Source organism: Mucilaginibacter sp. OAE612 (assembly GCF_041806395.1).
Lineage (GTDB): Bacteria > Bacteroidota > Bacteroidia > Sphingobacteriales > Sphingobacteriaceae > Mucilaginibacter > Mucilaginibacter rubeus.
Window position 1 is genome coordinate 2,255,953 of the sequence record NZ_JBGMUW010000001.1, and the last position, 18,523, is coordinate 2,274,475.

General features: G+C 44.4%; 16 protein-coding genes. 10 read left to right on the forward strand and 6 right to left on the reverse strand.

Annotation, left to right across the window (positions count from 1 at the left end):
* The first annotated feature begins 112 nt into the window (after window positions 1-112).
* The 8 genes from ABID99_RS09460 to ABID99_RS09495 all read left to right on the forward strand — a co-directional run bounded on the left by ABID99_RS09460 (window position 113) and on the right by ABID99_RS09495 (window position 12,483).
* Window positions 113-1,066 (forward strand): RraA family protein, encoded by a 954-nt coding sequence (locus tag ABID99_RS09460; RefSeq protein ID WP_354483498.1) that lies wholly within the window; start codon window positions 113-115, stop codon window positions 1,064-1,066.
* A gap of 24 nt (window positions 1,067-1,090) precedes the next feature.
* Window positions 1,091-2,374, forward strand: a complete 1,284-nt coding sequence (locus tag ABID99_RS09465; protein WP_373613539.1) for a mandelate racemase/muconate lactonizing enzyme family protein — start codon at window positions 1,091-1,093, stop codon at window positions 2,372-2,374.
* A gap of 12 nt (window positions 2,375-2,386) precedes the next feature.
* Window positions 2,387-3,508 carry a bile acid:sodium symporter family protein gene (locus ABID99_RS09470; RefSeq protein WP_373613540.1) on the forward strand — a complete coding sequence of 374 codons (1,122 nt, stop codon included), beginning with the start codon at window positions 2,387-2,389 and terminating at the stop codon, window positions 3,506-3,508.
* A 172-nt stretch (window positions 3,509-3,680) separates the two neighbouring features.
* Complete coding sequence (locus ABID99_RS09475) at window positions 3,681-4,517, forward strand: fumarylacetoacetate hydrolase family protein (RefSeq protein WP_373613541.1); 837 nt, start codon at window positions 3,681-3,683, stop codon at window positions 4,515-4,517.
* 50 nt (window positions 4,518-4,567) lie between these two features.
* Entirely contained in the window at window positions 4,568-6,283 is a 1,716-nt protein-coding gene (locus tag ABID99_RS09480; protein ID WP_373613542.1) for an IlvD/Edd family dehydratase, read from the forward strand.
* Between the two features lie 15 nt (window positions 6,284-6,298).
* On the forward strand, window positions 6,299-7,615 hold the full coding sequence (locus tag ABID99_RS09485) for a gluconate:H+ symporter (RefSeq protein WP_373613543.1): 1,317 nt from the start codon (window positions 6,299-6,301) through the stop codon (window positions 7,613-7,615).
* A 185-nt stretch (window positions 7,616-7,800) separates the two neighbouring features.
* Complete coding sequence (locus ABID99_RS09490; RefSeq protein WP_373613544.1) at window positions 7,801-10,959, forward strand: SusC/RagA family TonB-linked outer membrane protein; 3,159 nt, start codon at window positions 7,801-7,803, stop codon at window positions 10,957-10,959.
* A 12-nt stretch (window positions 10,960-10,971) separates the two neighbouring features.
* Window positions 10,972-12,483 (forward strand): SusD/RagB family nutrient-binding outer membrane lipoprotein, encoded by a 1,512-nt coding sequence (locus ABID99_RS09495; RefSeq protein WP_373613545.1) that lies wholly within the window; start codon window positions 10,972-10,974, stop codon window positions 12,481-12,483.
* 344 nt (window positions 12,484-12,827) lie between these two features.
* On the opposite strand, the gene ABID99_RS09500 is transcribed toward ABID99_RS09495, so the two are convergent.
* Window positions 12,828-13,547, reverse strand: coding sequence for a Crp/Fnr family transcriptional regulator (locus tag ABID99_RS09500; RefSeq protein WP_090526098.1), 720 nt, complete (start codon window positions 13,545-13,547; stop codon window positions 12,828-12,830).
* Between the two features lie 176 nt (window positions 13,548-13,723).
* Between ABID99_RS09500 and ABID99_RS09505 the strand changes: the two genes are divergently transcribed.
* The gene (locus tag ABID99_RS09505; RefSeq protein ID WP_373613546.1) at window positions 13,724-14,149 is read left to right on the forward strand and encodes a DUF983 domain-containing protein; all 426 of its coding nucleotides are present in this window, start codon (window positions 13,724-13,726) and stop codon (window positions 14,147-14,149) included.
* Window positions 14,149-15,840, forward strand: coding sequence for a SulP family inorganic anion transporter (locus ABID99_RS09510; RefSeq protein ID WP_373613547.1), 1,692 nt, complete (start codon window positions 14,149-14,151; stop codon window positions 15,838-15,840). The genes ABID99_RS09505 and ABID99_RS09510 overlap by 1 nt, the downstream gene beginning before the upstream one ends.
* 30 nt (window positions 15,841-15,870) lie before the next feature.
* On the opposite strand, the gene ABID99_RS09515 is transcribed toward ABID99_RS09510, so the two are convergent.
* The 5 genes from ABID99_RS09515 to ABID99_RS09535 all read right to left on the reverse strand — a co-directional run bounded on the left by ABID99_RS09515 (window position 15,871) and on the right by ABID99_RS09535 (window position 18,262).
* Window positions 15,871-16,107, reverse strand: a complete 237-nt coding sequence (locus ABID99_RS09515; protein WP_091164133.1) for a hypothetical protein — start codon at window positions 16,105-16,107, stop codon at window positions 15,871-15,873.
* Window positions 16,108-16,198: 91 nt separating this feature from the next.
* A complete protein-coding gene (locus ABID99_RS09520; RefSeq protein WP_090526095.1) occupies window positions 16,199-16,378 on the reverse strand; it encodes a histone H1 in 180 nt (59 codons plus the stop codon).
* A 101-nt stretch (window positions 16,379-16,479) separates the two neighbouring features.
* A complete protein-coding gene (gcvH, locus tag ABID99_RS09525) occupies window positions 16,480-16,860 on the reverse strand; it encodes a glycine cleavage system protein GcvH (RefSeq protein WP_129570020.1) in 381 nt (126 codons plus the stop codon).
* 99 nt (window positions 16,861-16,959) lie between these two features.
* Entirely contained in the window at window positions 16,960-17,463 is a 504-nt protein-coding gene (locus tag ABID99_RS09530; protein WP_373613548.1) for a class I SAM-dependent methyltransferase, read from the reverse strand.
* Between the two features lie 136 nt (window positions 17,464-17,599).
* Entirely contained in the window at window positions 17,600-18,262 is a 663-nt protein-coding gene (locus tag ABID99_RS09535) for a class I SAM-dependent methyltransferase (protein ID WP_373613549.1), read from the reverse strand.
* Window positions 18,263-18,523: the final 261 nt, after the last annotated feature.

Consider the following 18,523-nt stretch of genomic DNA (forward strand, 5'->3'; position numbering starts at 1 on the left):
TAATGGTATTTTCCGGGTTAAATATTATGATACTTTGTAAGTATTATAACCAGTTACAACCAATACCAAAGCCGCTATTCCCCTTAATAGTGCGCGTTTTAAATTTATTACGATGAGAAAATGCCGTCTTCTTTACCGTGTTGCGGGTATTGCATTGCTGCAATGCTGTTTGTTTTTTCATAACGCCTTCGCGCAGCAAATTTCCAGGGATGAGCTGATATTTCTTACTCCCGAATGGAAAGGTGAGCGCTTTGCCGATGGTCGCCCCCGGGTGCCGGATGCAATCCTGGCCCGGATGAAGCAGGTGAGTATTGAAGAAGCCTGGGCCGTTCTTAAAAATGCAGGCTATGGCTATCAGCTAACCGAAAACTGGCTGGTGATAAATCCCGACAGCGTTTTGGTTGGCCGCGCAGTAACTGCTGTTTTCATGCCTGCACGCCCCGATGTATGGAAAGCTATTGACGACAGGGGCAAAACCCAGGGAAAAAAAGGGCAAAACACCTGGCCGGTAGACCTGCTGGTAAAAGGCGATGTGTACGTGGCCGATCAGTTTGGGGCCCATAAAAACGGGCCTACCATCGGCGATAACGTCGGTAACGCTATCTACGCGAAAACCGGCAACGGCATAGTTTATAATGGTGCGGTGAGGGATTTGCGGGGATTAAAAGAGATGGGCGGCTTTACATCCTTTGTAGAAAGTTATGATCCATCGTACCATAACCCGCCCGGCGACCTGAACACCATGATTGTTGGGATCAATCAGCCTACCAGGATCAAGCAGGCTACCGTAATGCCCGGAGACGTGGTTTTGGGCGAGAATGGCGTAGTCATATTTATCCCGCCGCACCTGGCCGAAAAAGTAGTGACCACCTCCGAAGTGGTGAGGTTAAGGGATATGTTTGGCCACCTGAGGTTAAAAGAAGGTAAATACACAGCCGGGCAAATAGACGCCCGGTGGAGCCCGGATATAGAAAAAGATTTTTCAGCATGGCTTAACGAGCATATTAACGAATTACCGGTACCTAAGGAGCAGATCCAAAATATCCTGAAAAACCGGACCTGGTAAATAAATCTATCCTAAATATAAAATATGTCAAACTATCAAAACAGGCGCAGCTTTCTTTCGAAAACTGTATTAGCCGGTGCCGCTGTATTAGCAGCACCATTAAATAAAACATTTGGGCAGGGGCTAATAGATGCCAAAGAGCGCACCCCGCAGGCATCATCCCCATCCGACCTTAAAATTACAGAAGTTAAGTGCGCCTACGCGGGTGGCGGGCTTTTTGTAAAAATATATACCAACCAGGGCATCTGGGGCTCGGGCGAAGGAGTTGACGCCATAGCGGGAACTTATTACCTGGTTAAACGGCTGGAATGGATGCTGAAAGGCCGAAGCCCCTTAAATCCAAACAGGATAGCGGAGGAGATCAGGAAAGCGAACTTTTTTTCCGGTGCGCAATCCGGGATGTTTGTGGCCGTGCTCACCGCGGTTGAGGCGGCCCTTTGGGACCTTACAGGTAAAGCTTTGGGTTTACCGGTTTACCAGTTATTAGGCGGCAAATATCGCGATAAATGCCGTGTTTATTGTGATACGGAATTATACACAGCCACAAACCCTGTGCCTGATGATTATGCAAAGGCTGCCCGCGGGGCGGTTAACCACGGATACACTGCCGTGAAATTTGATATTGACGATGCCCGTGACCCCAATAAATTTGACCGCTATAACTGGACTGCCAGTAACGCCGAACTCGACAGGATGTATAATGCCATAGCCGCTGTGAGGAAAGAGGTTGGGCCAAACATTGATATATGTGTAGATATGCACGGCCGTTACGATGCTACAACAGGCCGCCGGGTTGCAAAAATGATGGAACCCCTTAATTTAATGTGGCTGGAAGAACCGGTACCTGCCGATAATATTGATGTGTACAAAACTATAACCCAGGAAACCAGCACACCTATTTGTGCCGGGGAGAATTTTTACCTGGCTTATGGTTATACCAGGCTGCTTTCGGAAGCCGGAATTGATATTGTGATGCCCGATCTTCAAAAATGCGGCGGGCTGGGCGAGGGGCAGCGGATAGCTAACCTTGCCAACTTATATTATGTGCCGTTTTCGCCGCACATGGTGGGATCTTTCCTGGGGGCTATGGCAACCGCGCATGTTTGTGCCTCGGTACCCAATTTCCATATCCTGGAATGGCAAACGTTGAGCGATACCGAGCCAAAATGGAAGGAAATAGTACAATACGATAAACCCTTTATTGAGAAAGGTTTCCTGGTGCTATCTGACAAGCCCGGAGTGGGTGTTGAGATCAACGAGGGAGGGTTGAAGAAATACGCGATGCCCGGAGTCCCTTTCTTTGCTTGATCAATGCCGGGTATGAATACTTTTTTCAAAGTCACTATCACGTTAACCATCGCTGCGTTTGCCGCTGTACTTATTGTGATACCTAAAGGCCTTGGATACACAGGGCCTTATGTACTTGCATTTTTTATACTGCTTGCAGTAAGCCTCTGTGCTTCGCCAAAAACCAAAAGTTTTGCATATACGGTACTGATTTTCGGAGCTGCCGCTATGGCGCTTTATTATCCTGAGTTTTTTATCAGTTATGGCAATTTTAAATATGCTACGCTTATTATCCCGCTAATACAGCTCATCATGTTTGGTATGGGCACTTCCATGCATTACCAGGATTTTCTCGGCGTATTAAAATCGCCCGGGGGAATCATTATAGGGGTGGTGAGCCATTTTATTATAATGCCCTTACTTGGCTTTAGCATCGCGACACTGAGCGTAAAATTAGCCGGAATGCCTGCCGAGATAGCAGCCGGCATTATACTGATCGGTTGTTGCCCTAACGGCATGGCATCCAATGTGGTATCCTATCTGGCGAGGGCAAACCTGGCGCTCTCGGTTACTATAACCAGCATTTCCACCATGCTATCGCCGGTATTGACACCATTTTTAATGAATTTACTTGCTGGTCCGCTTATTAAAATAGACCCCTGGTTAATGGTGGCGGATATTTTTAAGATGGTCATGATACCTATTGCTTTGGGTGTGCTGTTTTCTTCAATAGCCAAAACACGCAGTACATGGCTAAAAAGGATAATGCCCATGATATCCATGGGAGGGATTATCTGTATCATTATTATTATAACAGCCGCGGGGAGAGAAAGCCTGCTTAAAGTTGGCCTATTGCTGGCGGTATTGGTACTGCTGCATAATATTGGGGGCTATTTGCTTGGCTTTTGGTCGGCAAAGGCATTTGGAATGGAAGAACGTGACTGTCGTACCATCGCTATAGAAGTAGGGATGCAAAACGGAGGTATGGCCGCCGGGCTTGCCAAAGGGATGGGAAAAATTGCTACGCTCGGCCTTGCCCCGGTCATCTTTTCAACTTTCATGAATATTACGGGCTCTTTGCTGGCTTCTTACTGGCACAAAAAAAAGCCCGGTCCCGCACACGAGACTACTTTGCAAAATTCTGCTGAGAACTAAGGTGGCACTGGGTTTTTACGCTAAGTTTTTTGTGTAAAAATCAACGCTGTGTTTTTTTGGAAGCTTAAGCGATTTGCTTTAGCATTCTTTGTACATAACCAAGTAACCGATTTGTTACATTTTTTGATAACGAAATAACTGCCGCATAAACGCCGGACAGCAATAAATAGCTATGCATATATTTAAAACCAACGATAAAGTTATTGTAAAATACGCCGGTCTGTTATACAGTTCGCCGGATTGGACCTGGGACAATTTTATAAACCGACAGGCATTGCACGGCGAGGTTTTAAAAGACCTCCAAAGTATTGCATCCAACTCTTCGTTGGCTCATCATCTGGAAAACATAAGCGCTCCCATTGCCAACCAAGAGATTTGGGCGTCGGGTGTCACTTATCTGCGCAGCAAAGATGCCCGGATGGAAGAATCTAAAGATGCCGGTGGCGGCGATTTCTATGCAAGGGTTTACGATGCCGAGCGCCCCGAGATCTTTTTTAAATCATCTGCATCCCGTGCGGTTGGCCCCGGCGGTTCTGTTCGCATCCGGAAAGATTCGAAATGGAACGTTCCGGAGCCCGAGTTAGTGTTGTTCATTTGCAGCGCGGGTACTATTGAGGGTTATATGATTGGCAATGACATGTCCTCAAGAGATATCGAAGGAGAAAATCCCTTATATCTTCCTCAGGCTAAATCATACGACGGAGCCGCCGCGGTTGGCCCGTGTCTTTATGTGCCGGGAACAGCTATCCCGCCTGACACCGAAATTCAAATTGAAATAGTGAGAGATAATGTTCAGGTATTTGCCGACACCATATTGATCAGCAGGATGAAGCGTACGCACCAGGAGCTTGCCGGTTACCTGTTTATGGAGATGTCATTTCCTGCAGGTGCATACCTGATGACCGGTACCGGTATAGTGCCCCCGGATTCTTTCACACTTAACTACGGCGATGTGATTAGTATTACAATAAGCAATATAGGAACACTTACAAACCTGGTGGGCAAATAATTGCATCAGGGCAACGATATCAATTAAATAAAATTATAAAAGAAAATAAAATGTCACAGTTCAGAAGTGCCGATTGGTTTGGAAAAACAGGTAAAATGGGGTTCTTATACAGGAGCTGGATGAAAAACCAGGGTATGCCTACCGACCTTTTCGACGGAAGACCGGTCATCGGGATCTGCAACACCTGGTCGGAGCTAACCCCTTGCAATGCACACCTACGGGACCTTGCCGAAGCTGTTAAACGCGGGGTTTACGAAGCAGGCGGTTTCCCGGTAGAGTTCCCGATCATGTCCTTAGGCGAAACTTTGCTAAAACCAACCGCTATGCTGTTCAGGAACCTGGCCAGTATGGACGCGGAAGAATCAATTCGCGGCAACCCGATAGATGGCGTGGTATTGCTGACCGGCTGCGACAAAACTACACCATCTACCATGATGGGAGCGGCCAGTGTAGGCTTACCTACCATCGTAGTGCCGGGCGGGCCAATGCTCAACGGTAAATATCGCGGCGCTGATATCGGATCGGGCACAGCGGTATGGAAGCTGACCGACGACCTCAAAACCGGTAAAATAACCAGCGATGAATACCTTGCTGCTGAAAGCTGCATGTCAAGAAGTGCAGGCCATTGTATGACGATGGGTACCGCGTCTACCATGGCTTGTATGGTCGAGTCGCTTGGCATGTGCCTTTCGCAGGCCGCGGCTACCCCGGCGGTCGACTCCAGGAAAAAAGTACTGGCGCAGCTATCCGGCAGGCGTATCGTTGAAATGGTAAAGGAAGGTTTAACGATATCAAAAGTTCTTACACGTGCCGCTTTCGAAAACGCTATTAAAGTAAACGCGGCAATAGGAGGGTCAACCAATTTCATTATACATCTTACGGCAATTGCCGGGCGTATCGGGGTTGACTTATGCCTCGACGATTTTGACAGGCTGGGCAGCAAAATACCTTTGTTACTCAACCTCATGCCTTCCGGAAAATACCTTATGGAAGATTTTTACTATGCAGGCGGCCTGCCGGTGATATTGAAAGAGCTTAGCAATGAGCTGGATATGGACGCGATAACGGTAACAGGTAAATCGCATGCGGAAAATATAAAAGACGATGCTATATGCTACAATAAGGACGTTATCGCCGCTTATGATGATCCAATCATTGCTGAAGCGGGCATAGCCGTTTTAAAAGGAAACCTGGCCATTAATGGCGCGGTTATCAAGCCGTCGGCGGCAACGCCAGCACTAATGCAGCATACCGGCAGGGCGGTGGTTTTTGAAACTATCGAAGACTATCACACCAGGGTTGATGACCCGCAGCTTGATATTGACGAAACCTGCGTGATGGTGCTTAAAAATGTTGGGCCGGTAGGTTATCCCGGCATGCCCGAAGTTGGCAATATGGTGCTGCCCAAAAAACTGCTGGATAAAGGTATTACGGATATGGTAAGGATCTCCGACGGACGGATGAGCGGCACCGCATACGGTACGGTTGTGCTCCATGTTTCACCGGAGTCCGCCATCGGCGGTAACCTGGCGCTGGTTGAAAACGGGGACCTGATATGCCTCGATGTACCGGCCAAAAAAATAGAGTTGCTTGTAGATGAAGTTGAATTGCAAAGACGGCGGTTGTTATGGCAAAAACCTGCTTATCATACCGATAGGGGGTACGTATCTATGTATCAGCGCCATGTGCAGCAAGCCGATAAAGGAGCCGATCTGGATTTCCTGGTTGGAAATTCAGGATCTGTTGTAACCCGCGATTCGCATTAAACTAAGCTGATTATAATGACAATGCTTGTACTTATCATTTGTATTTTACTGCTTATAGTGCTGATCACCTGGGCAAAAGTGAATGCTTTTCTTGCCTTTATTATTGTAGCACTGCTGGCGGGCAGCTTTTTCGGCATGCCGTTTACAACGGTTATCGCATCGATAAATAAAGGGCTGGGCGATACATTAGGGTCAGTAGCAATCATTATTGTATTAGGTGCCATGTTGGGTAAATTGGTTGCCGAAAGCGGTGCCGCGCAGCGGATAGCACATTTCATGCACGGTTTATTTGGAGCCAGATATGTAAGCTATGCCATGGCCCTTACAGGCTTTATTGTAGGGATCCCATTGTATTACAACGTTGGGTTCATACTGCTGGTCCCTATCATTTTTTCGGTTGCCTCCAGCTACCGTTTACCGCTGTTGTATGTGGGAATGCCTATGCTCACGGCGCTATCTGTAATGCACGGCTTTTTACCACCTCATCCTTCGCCAATGACACTCATCAGCGTTTTTCATGCCGATGTAGTAAAAACATTTGGCTATGGGCTGATCATTGCTATTCCTGCTATCATAATTGCGGGGCCGATATTCTCAGGTACCCTCAAAAAAATAGGGCCTAACGGTTTGCAATTTACCCATAGTTCGGCCGCCTTGCCTGTTCATGAACTACCGGGTATTGTTAACAGCATACTATCATCTCTTTTACCTGTAGTATTGATTTGCCTGGCCCATTTGCTGCCTGTGCTTTTTAGGGATAAATCTTTGATAAAGAGTTTATCTGAATGGCTCGCCGAACCAATTATAGCCATACTGGTCACCGTAATTATAAGTACGTATACGCTTGGTTTGCGTAAAGGCAGGTCATTGGCAAAAATAATGGATGGGTATGTGTGTGCAGTAAAAGATATAGCCATGGTATTGCTCATCATTGGCAGCGCGGGTGCACTGAAGCAAGTATTTGTAGATAGCCACTTAAGCAATACCCTTGCCGGTATGCTGGTCAGCAGCACCATGCATCCCTTGTTGTTGGCGTGGCTGGCGACGGCTTGTCTACGAATTTGCCTCGGCTCGGCTACGGTGGCTGGCGTAACCGCCGCGGGCGTGTTGTTCCCGATAGCTCAACATGCGGGCGTAAATACCAATTTACTGGTGCTGGCTATCGGAGCGGGCAGCTTGTTTGGCTCGCACGTAAACGATACAGCTTTTTGGCTATGCAAAGAATATTTCGGGTTATCAGTAAAGGAAACACTCCGCTCATGGACGGTGATGGAAAGCATGGTAGCTGTAATAGGGCTTGTCGGCGTCTTATCGTTGGACTGTTTACTATAAATAGATTATACCGGTACATGTATATAAACCAATTTTAAACCAAAACCCTGCATAACATGAAGAAAAAGCGATACTAAAATGAAAAGCGGCTTTTAAAGTTACCGCCCCGAGAAGCTCTTTCGCAACTACCAATTTTGAGAAAGAAGTTAAAGTAAGATTTGCCAATTTGAATTAACCCTAAAATTATGGAAAAAGAAATCAAAGTATCAGGAATGATGCTGTCTATTGCAATAAGTGTTCTTTTTACACTTATGATTGCAGGGAATGTGCAGGCGGAAAGCATCGTCGCAGCCCGAACCAGCCCCGAAGTGGGGGTACAAATAGTTACCGGTAAAGTGACCGACGAAAAAGGCGGCCCGCTTATCGGCGTTAGCGTAAGCGAAAAAGGAACAAAAAATGGTGTTTTAACCGACGCGAACGGTAATTACAAACTCCAGGTATCTGCCGATAACGCTGTTTTACTATTCAGCTACGTGGGCTACAATCCAAAAACCGAACCCCTTAATGGGCGCACTACGCTGAATGTTTCGCTTGAGCCCAAGTCAACCGCCATCAGCGAGATCATTGTAACGGCTTTAGGCATCAAGCGCGAGTCCAAAAAATTAGGCTATGCGGCAGAAAATGTGCGTGTAGCCGAAATAACAACTAACCGTTCAACAAACTTTGTTAATTCACTTGAAGGAAAAGTTGCCGGTTTAGACATCTCTCCACCGGCAAGCGGTCCTGGCGGCAGTACCAAGATCAGGCTGCGGGGGCAATCAGCGTTCCAGGGTGATAATGCGCCGTTAATCGTATTAAACGGCCTGCCTTTATCGCAAAGTCCCTCAAGTACCAACGGTTACACCCAGTCGGTCGATCTTGGTGATAATATGCAGCAGATCAACCCGGATGATATCGAATCGATGACCGTATTGAAAGGGGCTACAGCCGCTGCGCTTTACGGTTCAAGGGCAAGTAACGGCGCGTTGATCATTACTACCAAAAGCGGTAATAAAAACGGCGGGATAGGTATTGAGTTTACTTCCAACTTTACTCAAAACAAGGCACTGGATTTTACCGACTTTCAATATGAGTACGGGCAAGGTGAGAATAATGTGAGGCCAAAAACACAGGGGCAGGCGCAAAGTTCAGGCGCATGGAGTTTTGGGGAAAAATTTGATAATGCACCTACCTACCAGTTTGATGGAGTACAACGCCCTTATGCACCAGAAAGAAATCGTATAAGCAAATTTTTCAGACTGGCCAATGCATGGACTAATACTATTGCGTTTTCGGGCGGTAATGATAAAGGGAGCTTCAGGTTTTCTTATTCAAATCAGGATGCACAAGGCATAATACCGAATAATGATTATCACAAAAAGATATTCAATCTTGGGTTAAACTACAATTTTACCCCCAAGTTGTCTGCCCAAATTTATGTGAATTACGACCACGAGAATAATAATAACCCTCCGGTAATTGGTATTCAGGGCTCATCGGTTACTAATTACATGTACCGTTATAGTAACTCGGTTAGTTTGGATGTATTAAAAGCCGCCGCCATTGATGCCAACGGCAACGAAACGCCTACATCTCGTTTCACCACGCTTACCAATCCGTATTGGATTATGCAAAAGCAATTTACAAAGCAAACTAAAGATCATCTTTTAGGTACTGCGACCCTGCGATACCAATTTTTTGACTGGCTTTATTTGCAGGGCCGTGTAAATATGGAATATAGTCCATCTTACTACGAACAAAATTCGCCAACAGGTACTTTAGCAAATGCGGCTGCACCGGTTGGCCTTTATAATGGTAGTTATAACTCAAATGATAACACCTATCGTGCGCTGAACGCCGACTTCTTATTAGGCGGCGGCCACAAATGGGGACCTTTTTCTTTTGATGCCACGGTAGGAGGAAATACATTCCCCTCCTCATCACAAGGATATACTGTCACCGCTACAAATTTCTACGTGAGGGATTTTTATACCCTTGGAAATGGCGTAACCAACACATCTGCCTTCGCGGTTTCCAAATCAACAGTAAACTCGCTTTATGGCACCGCCGAGTTTGGCTATAAATCTTATTTGTTTTTAAATGTAACCGGCCGTAACGACTGGTTCTCGGTGCTAAGCCCTGAACATAACCATTATTTTTATCCATCCGTAAGCGGCAGCTTTGTTTTTTCGGAGTTTTTAAAGAACCCGCCTGCATGGCTCACCTTTGGAAAGATCAGGGCTACTTATGCTAATGTGGGTAGCGCTAACGGTATTAATCCTTACAGTAATTCGCTCACGTTCACGCTTTCACAAAACGCGTTTAATGGTGTTCCGCTGGGAAGTATCAGCAACGTAACTACTCCAAATCAGGCAATTAAACCATACAGCGTAAAAGAAAAAGAAATCGGTCTTGAACTGCGTATGTTTAACAGCCGGGTAAACCTGGATATAGCCGCGTATGATAAGCATACTACTAACCAAATTTTAAGTGTTGCTATTTCTAACGCGTCGGGCTATACTGGCACCATCGTAAACCTTGGCGAACTGCAAAACCGGGGTATGGAGTTTTTGCTGGAGTTAGTGCCCGTCAGAAAACCAAATTTTAGCTGGCGTTCGGCATTTAATACGGCCATAAATACCTCTAAAGTTTTGGCGCTGGCAAATGGTCAAAAACAACTGACATTAGGTGCGGGCGAATTTTTCGGCTCTATTGTTGACCAGGTTGGTCTTCCGTTAAACCAGATCCAGGGCTCAACTTATCGCAGAGATGCCAATGGCAAGATCATTGTATCGGGTGGTAAACCAGTGGCAAGCACATCTCCTGTGCTTTTTGGCAGCGCATTGCCTAAAGCTACAGGTGGTTGGGTAAATACATTTACTTACAAAAGGTTTACCCTGATGGCGCATATCGATTATAAAAAAGGTGGTAAAATATTGTCAAGTTCTAACCTGAATTTCCTGAGAGAAGGTTTGTCAAAAGAGTCGCTGGTAGGCAGGGAGGGAGGCGTAAAGTTTGACGCGGTGAATGCAGACGGCACTCCCAATACAACTGCAGTGAACGCCGAGGATTTTTATGCCAATTACCGGTCGCAGGGCATCCTGGATCCTTTCGTTTATAAATCGGACTTTATCAAGTTAAGGAACCTTTCGGTTAGCTATGATTTTTCGAAAATGATGAAAACCAAATTTATTAAAGGACTTGTGCTTTCAGCAGTATGCCACAACGTGCTTATCATTAAAAAGTACACACCTAATATCGATCCGGAGGCTATATCATCAAGCGGTGATATTTTAACCGGTTACGAGCAAAGTTCGCTGCCTACCACGCGGACTTATGGTTTTAACCTAAACGTCAAATTTTAAAAGAGTACGATCATGAAAAAATATATAAAGATCATATTGTCCGCGGCCTGCCTGTTTTCTGCAGCAGGTTGCGATAAAGGGTTCAGAGAGTTGAACGTTAATCCAAATAACACTACCAGTCTCGATCCGGTGTTTTTGTTTTCCAACGCGGAAGTTTTAACATATGCGGCATTAATGGAAACTGAACCAACGGTTGTTCAGCAGTTTATTGATCCTTTTGGTGGGGTTACCTCTGCGTTTAACTTCAACGTATTAAATCAAACCTATACAGTGATGCGGTGGAATAACGCTTATCCAAATACTATAAAATTGCTTGAGCACATTTTGCCGGATTTAAAAGGCAACGCTTCCAGGTCTAACTTGTATAACGAAACCAGGATATGGCGGGCCTATAATTACATGATGCTGGTTGATACTTATGGCGATGTGCCATATAGCCAGGCTGGCCAGGCTTACCTCAATTCTGCTTTTTTGCCTAAATACGATAAACAACAGGATATTTATGCCGACTTGGTAAACGAACTAACAACAGCCACCGCGGCGTTAGACCCTGCGAAGGATCTTGTTAAGGGAGATGTGTTTTTTGGCGGAGATATTCCTCAATGGAAGCGGCTTGGCTATTCATTGTTGCTTCGGATAGGGATGCGCTATTCTAAATTAGACCCAGGCAAGGCAAAAACTATTGTTCAGGCAGCTGTTACCGGAGGGGTAATGCAATCTAACGCAGATAACTGTTACCTGAAATATAACAATACGTACCCCAACCTGGTTACCCAGCAAATTCAACAGCTAACCAACACTTATTATTTGGCCGAGCCTTTTATAACGCAATTAAAATCCACGGGTGATCCAAGGCTGAAGTACATCTCGGCTATGTACACCGACCCCGGAAAAGCATTGTCCCTCGCGCCTGATACTGCATCAGCCAACCAGTTTGGTTTGCCGATAGGTTATGACAGCGGTACGCTGCCATCAGCGCCCGGATTTCGCGGTGTGAGCGGATCAGGGTTCAAATATTCGCAGGTAAATTACAGCGTATTTGGTAAAATAACCGCTCCGCAGTTCTTTGTAACATATGCTCAAACGCAGCTGTTACTGGCCGAGGCGGCTTTTAGGGGATATATAGCAGGTACGGCAAGTACTTATTATAATAACGGCGTAAAGGCGGCCATGGATCAATTTACCAGCTATGATGCTACCGCTGTTATCAGCAGCGATGCACAAAATGCCTATTTAAATAACCCGGCAATTGCATATTCTGATGCCAATGCCCTGAAACTGATCAATACACAATACTGGATAACTTCGTTTGGAAACGGCGCAGAAACATGGGCTAATTTCAGGAGGAGCGGGTACCCTGCATTAGCGCCAAACACATATCCCGGCAGGCAAATCAAAGGCAACTTTGTACGCAGGTACACCTACCCGCAAACAGAAGCGGCTATTAATGCCGATAACTACAGAGCGGCGGTGGCCAGCATAGGCGCGGATGACCTGGATACACCTGTGTTTTGGGATAAATAAATTAGCCCAGATTAATTACACTTCACTACCCCGGTGGCATTTGGCGCCGGGGTATCATTAAGGGGGCTACAAAACCTTGTGGGTTGCTGAAGTAACTGTTCACTCACGAGTGTTCAACTTTTAAAAGTGTGAACAGTTGATATTTTTTCAAAATAAATTGCCATTGATAATCAATTACTTAAGGTTTAATTAAAATCTAATAAATCTTAAATTGAACAGATTGTTGTTGATAATCAATTAGTTGTGAAATTGCATTTTAATTGATTGAACACCCGTTTTTTTAAAATTGAACACTGACAAGATATTGTCATTAATTCCCCGCTGATGCAATTGCGCCTATGTAACTACGGGTTCCCAAATCCGTAGTTCGATTTTTTAACTAAGCGTTTAATGTCTTTGATCCATATCTTCCGGCCGTCGGTTTCCAGTACGCCTTCCTCTTTAAATTCTTTTAATAAGCGGATCACATTTTCCTGCGCTATCCCTGCCATGCCGGCCAGGTCCATTCTTGAGATATTGAGAATAACATCTTTTTCACCTGATCCGTCCCCTTTAAACTTTTCTCTCAAAATGATCAGCGAAATAGCGAGGCGTTCAGATGCTGTTCTCTGAGAGATTACGGAAATACTATTGGCCAATACACTAAATTCATGGCTCAATGATTTTAATAAGCGCCGCATGAAAAGCGGCGATCTGTCCAGAATGGTTAAAAAGTCCTCTTTAGGGATAAAACTGATCAGGCAGTCTTCCAATGCAGCCGCAGAATCAGGGCAACGCTCTTCCGCCAAAATTGCATGATACCCTATTAATTCGCCTTTATTAGCTACATATATGATCTGCTCCCGGCCATTCCGGTCAACTTTGTATTTTTTTATTTTTCCCTGGTGAATAAAATAGATACCGGAAGGTACAATACCTTCTTTGAAGATGATTTCTCCTTTTTGATATTTCTGCGCGCCTTGCCGGGAGATTAAAAAGTTATAATCTTCTTCGGAAAGTGTATTAAGAACAGATTGTGTTGTGAATTCCCACTTATCAATTGGAAAAATTCCGGATAAACTCATATTACAAATATATAAATTTAATGAAGCCGATGTTATTGGCTGGTATGACCTGTATGACCGGAAAAACCCTTACAGCATGTACAGGCGCGGGCTTGCCGTCTAAAACTGATAAATATCAGTTTGTTTGCTGATGTCATACCATATCAGGCCTTTATTATAAGCATAGCTTTGTATTAATGATAAGAACATCAAAATCGTGGGCAATGCTCCATGCAAAATGCCCGCGTTGCCGCAGGGGCAATATGTTCGAAGGAGCAACATACCGTTTTGGTTCCAACAAGATCAACCTGAATTGCCCGCATTGTCAGATGATCTTCGAGATCGAGCCCGGCTATTTTTATGCAGCGATGTATATCAGCTACGCTATGAATGTTGCGGAGGGAGGCATCTTGTGGGTCGCCACTTTCATGATAACCCAAAATAATGATTCGCCATGGTTATATCTCAGTACCATTCTCGGTGGTTTGTTCTTGCTTGCACCTTTGAATTTCAGGTATTCCCGTGTAATATTGCTTTACTGGTTATCTCCCAAGGTACATTATCACCCCGAACTTGATATTGAAATACCGGTGGATGGGAATAAATTTAAATGGTTTCAATAATGAACAAGATGATGAATTTGTTCAGGCCCAAGCTGATTGACACCCTTAAAGGTTACACCCCCGCGCAATTTTATAAAGATGTTGTTGCCGGAGTAATTGTAGGTGTTGTTGCTTTGCCCCTGGCCATAGCTTTTGCCATTGCTTCGGGCGTATCCCCCGAAAAAGGAATTTTTACGGCTATCATTGCGGGGGCAATTATATCCGCATTGGGAGGCAGCAAGGTACAGATAGGAGGGCCCACAGGCGCGTTTATCGTTGTTGTTTACGGGATCGTTCAGCAGTTCGGTGTGAGCGGATTGGTTATTGCCACATTTATTGCCGGGATCATTTTGATTATTATGGGGGTGGCTAAATTGGGTAATACTATTAAATACATTCCCTATCCGCTGATCATTGGTTTTACCACCGGGATTGCGGTCATCATTTTTTCTTCAGAAGTTAAAGACTTTTTGGGGTTGAAAATGGGAAATGTCCCTGCTGATTTTATCAGTAAATGGATCGGCTATAGCCGGCACCTGTCTTCGCTGAACCTTTATGCCTTGTTTATCGGGGTTTTTACCTTACTGGTTGTTTTGCTGTGGCCCAGGGTAACCCGGAAAGTTCCCGGTTCGCTGATCGCAATTGTCATGAGCACACTGCTTGTCCGGTATTTCCATCTTCCGGTAGAAACTATTGGCAGCCGTTTTGGAGTGATCACTGCTGCTTTACCGCACCCGGTTATGCCAGATGTAAGCCTGGAAACCATCAGGCAGTTGATCAGGCCTGCTTTTACCATCGCTTTGCTGTGCAGCATTGAGTCTTTATTATCAGCCGTTGTGGCAGATGGCATGACCGGCGGAAATCACCGGTCCAATACAGAGCTCATTGCACAGGGAGTGGCCAATATCTGTTCATCTGTTTTAGGGGGCATTCCAGCCACAGGGGCAATAGCAAGAACGGCTACCAATATAAAAAATGGCGGAAGTACACCCGTAGCGGGGATCATCCATGCCATTACCTTACTTCTTATTATGCTTTTTATAGGCAAATGGGCAGCGCTGATCCCCATGGCAACACTTGCAGGTATATTGGTGGTGGTGGCCTGGAATATGAGCGAACTGGGGAATTTTATGGACGTATTTAAAGGCTCTAAAAGTGATGCTTCCGTTTTGTTGATCACCTTCGGCCTCACCGTATTGGTAGACCTGACCGTAGCTATTGAAATTGGGATAATTGTTGCCGCTTTCCTTTTTATGCGCAAAATGATGCAGTCCAGTTCTGTACAGCAAACTATTTTGTCTCGGGATCAATTATCTGATGATGAATTTAACCAATCGGATATCCCCAAAGGGGTTGACGTTTTTGAGATCAATGGGCCTTTGTTCTTTGGTGCGGCCTATAAATTTAAAGACACGATGAAAGTGTTGGAAAAACCCGCCCGGGTATTGATTATCCGGATGGGGAATGTGCCCGTCATTGATGCAACCGGTATCAGGGTATTAAGGGATGTTCATCAGGAAATAAAAAAGAAAGGAACTAAACTTATCCTGTCGGAGGCAAACAGCGAACAGGTAACAGAAGCATTAAAAAAGACGCGTTTATTATTTCAAATCGGTAAAGGCAATGTCCGGGACACATTTGAAAAAGCATTAAAACGGGCAGATGAAGTTTTATTGGACACCGATCCCTCAAAAAAATCCTATGCAGGTTAATAAAAGCTTTGACCTGTTATAATCCTGTTATTAAATAGGGTAACGCAAGGTCACCGCTCTGCTTATAGCCAGCACCAACCCCTGATCAAGAGGACGATCTTTATCCGGGTCTTTTTCGATCCATAGTTTATTTAAACTCAGAATAAAAGTATAACTTTTAGCATCTAAAAGAATTTCAAGGGTATGGTTCTTTTTACTCGGGGCAGCAATGATATAATAAATAAAATCTTGCTGCTGATAAGTAACACGTAAAGGAAATCCGATCATATATCAAAAAGAATGATTTGTCAGGCTGTTATTGATAAAATAAACCAGGTCAAAGGTTGACCAGGTTTATTTTCCCAAAACAGTTCTTAAACTATTGTTGATTGTTTTTCTTTTCTGTTATTTCTTTACGGATATCTGTTGCCATAACTTTTAATTGCTGCATAGCATTTCTAACCCTGGTTCCTGCAGCTTTGTTGCCTTTTTCGTAAAAGCTGAACATGTCTTTCTCTATGGCATCTATCAAATCTTTTGCCGCTTTAAATTTTTCCATTGTGTTTTGTGTTAAATAAATAATGTGTTTGATTTTGTTTTTTAGCCAGTAAGGTTAAATATTTGGCTTAATACCGTTCAAAATGGTATCAACGCAGAGGATTAGTTACCTCCGATCTGTGCCAGGTATTGTTCTGCCGTCAACAGCGACTCGCGGTCGTCTGCTAAGCTTACCAGCACTTTGATCATCCAGCATCCATAAGGGTCCTGGTTCACCAGCTCGGGGTTAGTTTCAAGCAAAGGATTAACCGCTATTACTTTACCATTTACCGGCATAAAAAGATCTGATACTGTTTTTACCGCTTCAACTGTGCCAAATATGGCCTCTTTAGCAATGATCTTATTCAGGCATGGGATATCAACATAAACGATATCACCCAATTCCTTTTGTGCAAAATCGGTGATACCAATCAATGCATGGTCCTGCTCGAAGCTGATCCATTCATGGTCTTTGGTATAAAATAAATGTTCGGGGTAATTCATGATTTTTATTTTTTATCGTTCAATTATTATTTAATAAATATTGCCGCGTTCATCAGGCCTGATCTGAATGTTTTCTATAGCAAGGCTGAACCAACTCTTTTACTGCTTGATCCACATTTTCAGCACCCGGCTATAGGAATTGTTCACTAATCGATAACTAACCGGAATCTGTTTTTCCGGGGCATGGAAGGTAACCAACCGGGTGCCGGCCGGTCTTTTGTTCAGCATTTCGTAAATGAACAAAGTATAGTAGTTGTACAGATCAAACGAGGTATTGACGCTATAATCGATCCGGATGCTTGGTTCTATATTTTCATAAAAGGGATTGAAGAAATAAAAATGATCAAACAGGTCATAATCCAGGTTAGTGAGGTTACCATGCATAAACTGCACATTGGGTACACCTATCTGCGCTTTGGCTGATTCTGCATAATTGAACAGCTCTTCCCGTTGCTCAATGCCGTAAAAGGTAGCCTCCGGATGATAAACGCCCGCCGCGATACAAAATTTACCGACGCCGCTGCCAATATCCAGGATTCTGGCCCCTGGGGCTGCGAGGAAATTGCTGGCTTCGAGCGAAATGTCCAGGCCAGTCCAGTGCATTTGTGATAGCTCCCGGATGTGTGTCGGATACAAAGTATCGAAAGCCGCGTCTTTGCGGAAATAAGAAATACTTATTGTATCACTATACATAAAAAAGGGAACTGCATGTTATTCAAGTGTTTAAATTAAATCGTAATTAATCTTTGACCCACAACTGAAGTAAGGAATCATAAGCGAGATCTTTCATGCTGTAATCTATCGGAATAATTTCTCCGAAACTCTGATAGGTCACTACTCTTGTACCCGACGGTTTATCATTCAGCATCGATTTTAAATACCGTGAATAATAGGCGTAGAGGCCGTAGGAAGTTTCTATATGATCATCAATAGCGTTCTCCTGGTCTAAATTTTCAAAGAAAGAATTATAGAAATAGAAATGATCAAATTGATGAAAGTTAACCTGGGTGATATTGGCATGTATGAAACTGACATTATTAAGATCCAGGTATTTTTGTGTGGTTTGGGCGTAATGCACCAGTTCATGTCGCTGTTCAACCCCGAAATAAAAAGAGTCAGGATAAAAATGCGCCGCGGTTAAGCAAAATTTTCCTATGCCGCTACCAACATCCAGTACTTTGGCGCCTTTTACTGCTAAATATTCGGCGGCCTTTCTGGCGATGGCAATAGGCGTCCATTGTTTTTGTGATAAGGACTGCAAATGCTCCGGGTAAAGCCAGTCAAATTCCGCATCATTGCGAAAAAAACAATCATTGGGATTTTTTTTCTTAAAAAGTGTCGTCGCACGCTGCTCTTCTTCGGACCGGGCGGAAAATGCTGAAAATGGATATTGTGTTGGCACATGCAAATATATCCGCCATTACAGGCCGCTTTACCTGCAAGAAATCAATGGTAAAGATGATATTTATCAGTTTTAGATAGCAGGGATTGGATAATGTTATGATTCAATTATAATGTATCATGACAAAAAGGGTTTTATTATTTTTTTCCTGCAATGCTTATCGAGCCGCCATGTTATACATTGAGGCAGGAATGATCCGACCGTAAACAAGTGCCTTCGCGACATTGTTGGCGAAAGCATCTTGTTCAGTAAAGCATATGC

What these genes read in the sequence shown, in the direction of transcription:
- ABID99_RS09480 (WP_373613542.1), top strand. Translation starts at nt 4,568, where the DNA reads ATGTCACAGTTCAGAAGTGCCGATTGGTTTGGAAAAACAGGTAAAATG.
- ABID99_RS09500 (WP_090526098.1), bottom strand. Translation starts at nt 13,547, where the DNA reads ATGAGTTTATCCGGAATTTTTCCAATTGATAAGTGGGAATTCACAACA.
- ABID99_RS09520 (WP_090526095.1), bottom strand. Translation starts at nt 16,378, where the DNA reads ATGGAAAAATTTAAAGCGGCAAAAGATTTGATAGATGCCATAGAGAAA.
- ABID99_RS09475 (WP_373613541.1), top strand. Translation starts at nt 3,681, where the DNA reads ATGCATATATTTAAAACCAACGATAAAGTTATTGTAAAATACGCCGGT.
- ABID99_RS09505 (WP_373613546.1), top strand. Translation starts at nt 13,724, where the DNA reads ATGATAAGAACATCAAAATCGTGGGCAATGCTCCATGCAAAATGCCCG.
- ABID99_RS09470 (WP_373613540.1), top strand. Translation starts at nt 2,387, where the DNA reads ATGAATACTTTTTTCAAAGTCACTATCACGTTAACCATCGCTGCGTTT.
- ABID99_RS09530 (WP_373613548.1), bottom strand. Translation starts at nt 17,463, where the DNA reads ATGCACTGGACTGGCCTGGACATTTCGCTCGAAGCCAGCAATTTCCTC.
- gcvH (WP_129570020.1), bottom strand. Translation starts at nt 16,860, where the DNA reads ATGAATTACCCCGAACATTTATTTTATACCAAAGACCATGAATGGATC.
- ABID99_RS09515 (WP_091164133.1), bottom strand. Translation starts at nt 16,107, where the DNA reads ATGATCGGATTTCCTTTACGTGTTACTTATCAGCAGCAAGATTTTATT.
- ABID99_RS09510 (WP_373613547.1), top strand. Translation starts at nt 14,149, where the DNA reads ATGAACAAGATGATGAATTTGTTCAGGCCCAAGCTGATTGACACCCTT.
- ABID99_RS09490 (WP_373613544.1), top strand. Translation starts at nt 7,801, where the DNA reads ATGGAAAAAGAAATCAAAGTATCAGGAATGATGCTGTCTATTGCAATA.
- ABID99_RS09485 (WP_373613543.1), top strand. Translation starts at nt 6,299, where the DNA reads ATGACAATGCTTGTACTTATCATTTGTATTTTACTGCTTATAGTGCTG.
- ABID99_RS09495 (WP_373613545.1), top strand. Translation starts at nt 10,972, where the DNA reads ATGAAAAAATATATAAAGATCATATTGTCCGCGGCCTGCCTGTTTTCT.
- ABID99_RS09465 (WP_373613539.1), top strand. Translation starts at nt 1,091, where the DNA reads ATGTCAAACTATCAAAACAGGCGCAGCTTTCTTTCGAAAACTGTATTA.
- ABID99_RS09460 (WP_354483498.1), top strand. Translation starts at nt 113, where the DNA reads ATGAGAAAATGCCGTCTTCTTTACCGTGTTGCGGGTATTGCATTGCTG.